This is a genomic window from Sulfurovum sp. bin170 (assembly GCF_010892395.1).
In the GTDB taxonomy this organism is placed as follows: domain Bacteria; phylum Campylobacterota; class Campylobacteria; order Campylobacterales; family Sulfurovaceae; genus UBA1140.
In genome coordinates this window covers 1-3,430 of sequence record NZ_JAACKB010000249.1, presented here as the reverse complement: position 1 = coordinate 3,430, position 3,430 = coordinate 1, and the positions used below count along the sequence as shown (strand labels likewise).

Sequence of the window (3,430 nt, the reverse complement as noted above, 5' to 3'; positions counted from 1 at the left end):
CTATCAATCGCCATGGTTCATTCCCAGTATTGAAAATCATACAGGTCCTTATTCTCTGGTTATTGGTATCCAGGAGATACGAAAAGGAAACTCCTTTGCCGGACTTATCCAGGATATTTATACTAAACATGAAGATGAGTTGACCAAAGAGATAAAAGAACAAGTAGCTCAAGCTCTGAAAGGGAAACACGAGAACACAGATCAGGAAAGTCTTAAGCTTAAGCCTTAAGAGTCGTACCAGGGAATTATGACATTGGTAATAGGTTTTACACTTTGAACGAATATATTTTCTATAGTTCCCATGGAACCTCCTACCCAGTTTATTATATTATCACTTCCCCCTGAAATTATCTCGATTTCATTTACAGCTGACAGATTATAAAAAAATTTACAGCTATTATGTTATCATAAATAAAGTAGATTTTTTAAGGGGATTTAATTATGCAACTGCATCGTAATTCATTTATTATAAAACCATCCAGCAATATCACCAAACAATTTTCAAACTTAGAGAACAAACAAGAAGATACTTTAAAGGCCGTCGGCAGTAAGTTGTGGAATGCTTTGGGTATAGATACGGAGTTTAAAGATCAGGAAGAGAAGAGCGGTCGAGAGATTTTACCTATCATTATAGAGAGTGATGATACTGCTATATTGCAACTGCCTTGGGAACTTCTTTATCATCCCAAATTTGGTTTTTTGGCTAAAGATCCCAGGTTTACTTTGAGTCGGTCTATCTCTAAAACACCAAAGCTTGATGTTTCGCTGGAGAAGTCTCCTTTGAGGATTTTGTATTTCAGTACGCTTCCTGATGATCTGAAAGAGAGTGAACGTTTGGCAGTAGAGAATGAACAGGTGGCTGTGTTGGAATCTCTTTTGCCTTTTATCAAAGAAGGTTTGGTAGAACTTCAAATCCCCTATGATGGAAGATTTGAGAGTCTGGACAGGTACATAAAAAGATTTGAACCACATTTGGTCTTTTTGAGTGGACACGGTATCTACGACAAAGGCGTCGGCTATTTCCTTTTTGAAGACAAGAGAGGGTTGAGAGTAGAGATAAATGAGCAGCGTTTGACTTTAGCGTTTAATGGCTCAACTGTAGAGTGCGTGGTGCTCTCCTCTTGTCAATCAGCCAAGACAGAGAGCGATGAACTCAATAATGGTTTGGCAAGAGCTTTAGCCTTTGAGGGGATTAAAAATGTTATTGGCATGAGTGAATCTATTTATGAGCAGGCAGGGACTTCATTTGTTGAGAACTTTATGAAGGTACTTTCTGGCAAAAATGCTATCTCTATCGCTTTACAAGAAGCGAGAAAGGAGATTTCTAAGCTGGAGGGTGTGGTCTCTTCACACTGGTTTTTGCCCCTTTTGATTTCACAGGATATTTCCACCCCCCTGATAGACTGGAGCTTTACACCAAAAATTCCAAGTAGAGAAATGACCAATCAGAAACTTAACCAGATTATTTTTCCTAAACTTTTTATTGGCCGCAGGTGTGAGTTTAGAGAGTTTTATAATTATCTTTACGGCAAAGAGTTAAAAAAGCTTCTCATTTATGGTGAAGGCGGCATCGGCAAGAGTGCTTTGGCAGGAAAGTTTGGCTTGGAGCTTAGACATGAGGGGTATAAGGTATTTGATTACTCTTTAAAGCATGGAGATGATTTTGATTCTTTTTTAATGGATGTTGAATTCTCTTTGTCAAAGGAGAGACAAGAAACATATAAAAACATATAAAAACATAAAAAAGCGATGCAAAAAAGATGAACAGTGCAGAGCCAAACGCTTAATTGAGCTTTTGCTTGGAGAGAATGCAAATGGGAAAGTCGCCTTTATCTTTGATAACTTAGAGTCTGTTCAAAATCCCACGGATAAAAAAGTAGAAGATGAGACCATTAAAATATGGATAGAGGTTCTGGATACATTTGATGACGTGGTGTTGTTGATAACTTCCCGGTGGCTGGTGTCAGATTGTCATCATAAGATTCAATTGGGAAAACCCTCCTGGAGTGACTTTTTACACTATATCTCTTTACAAAATATTGACTTTTCTGACAAAAGAATAATAAAAGAGGTCTATGATACCCTGGGTGGAAACTATAGGGGAGCAGAGTATTTTATCTCTGCTGTTAAAAAGATGCCAAATCATACGGAAGAGGAAAATTTCCTAAAAGAACTCTCTACTGCAAAAAGAGATATACAGGTCAATATGGCAATAGAAAAAATCCTCTCTTTCAGAAGCCCTCAAGAGATAGAGCTTCTACATAGACTCTCAGTCTATCTTGTACCTGTTCCCAAAGAGGGTGTCAGAAAGATTTCACGGGATTTACCAAAAGACAGCATTGAGATTCTCGTCTCATTCTCCTTGGTGACAAAGAGTACCAATGATGAATATATAGTCAATGAGTATCAGATCTCCCCTTTGGTACTTGATTTTATAAGAAAAGATATAGAGTTGAGTGATGAGCTTAAAGTTTGGGCTTCGGATTATCAGGTATATCTTCTTGAGCAAGAGAGGGATACCCTTCACCAAGCCTTTATCGCCCATAAAGCTTTAAAATTTGCGAATCGGATTGCTGAAGCAGACAGGCTGGCTCTTGATAGGATAACAGGAGAGTTAAATCGGGCAGGACGATACAAAACACTTTTGAAGGATTGGTTGCCTGATATAGCTAAATCAGAAGATGAGAAAACAAGAGTTGATGCTTTATATGAAATTGGGAGTTCACATTATAGTTTGGCAGATTATAGGAAAGCTTTAAGGTATTATAAACAATCTCTAAAAATAGCTGAAGAGATAGAAGACAAAGTAATAGTGAGTGCCACACTCGTTCATATTGGTCAAATATATCAATCAAGAGGAGATTTGGATAAAGCGCTAGCGTATTTTCAACAGTCTCTCAAAATAGCTGAAGAGATAGAATACAAAGCAACAGTGAGTGCCGCACTCAGTTATATTGGTCTAATATATGAATCAAGAGGAGATTTGGATAAAGCGTTAGCGTATTTTGAACAGTCTCTCAAAATAACTGAAGAGATAGAAAACAAAGCAATTGAGGAAAGAGTACTCGTTTATATTGGTCGAATATATAAATTAAGAGGAGATTTGGATAAAGCGTTAGCGTATTTTGAACAGTCTCTCAAAATAGTTGAAGAGATAGGTGATAAATTAGGTGGGGGAACAGTACTTGCAAGTATTGGTACAATATATCAATCAAGAGGAGATTTGGATAAAGCGCTAGCGTATTATGAACAGTCTCTCAAAATAGCTGAAGAGATAAGCAATGTAGCGGGAAGTTCTTATGCACTATTGAATATAGGAACTATTCTTTTGGATAAAAATAATCAACAAAAGGCCAAAGAAGCTTGGGTAAAAGCTTATTTGATAGCAAAAAAGATAGATTTATCAGAAATACTTGATTATCTTGAAAAT

At 37.1% G+C, this 3,430-nt stretch carries 3 protein-coding genes; all 3 read left to right on the top strand.

Features of this window, described 5'->3' with window-relative positions:
* Nucleotides 1-229 (top strand): hypothetical protein (locus tag GSY74_RS10790; protein ID WP_223157480.1); only part of this gene is annotated, 229 nt, incomplete at its 5' end.
* A gap of 212 nt (nt 230-441) precedes the next feature.
* On the top strand, nt 442-1,734 hold the full coding sequence (locus GSY74_RS05930; protein ID WP_164664181.1) for a CHAT domain-containing protein: 1,293 nt from the start codon (nt 442-444) through the stop codon (nt 1,732-1,734).
* Nucleotides 1,685-3,430, top strand: a 1,746-nt coding sequence (locus GSY74_RS05925) for a tetratricopeptide repeat protein (RefSeq protein ID WP_164664180.1), incomplete at its 3' end; no start/stop codon positions are given. The genes GSY74_RS05930 and GSY74_RS05925, both read left to right, overlap by 50 nt.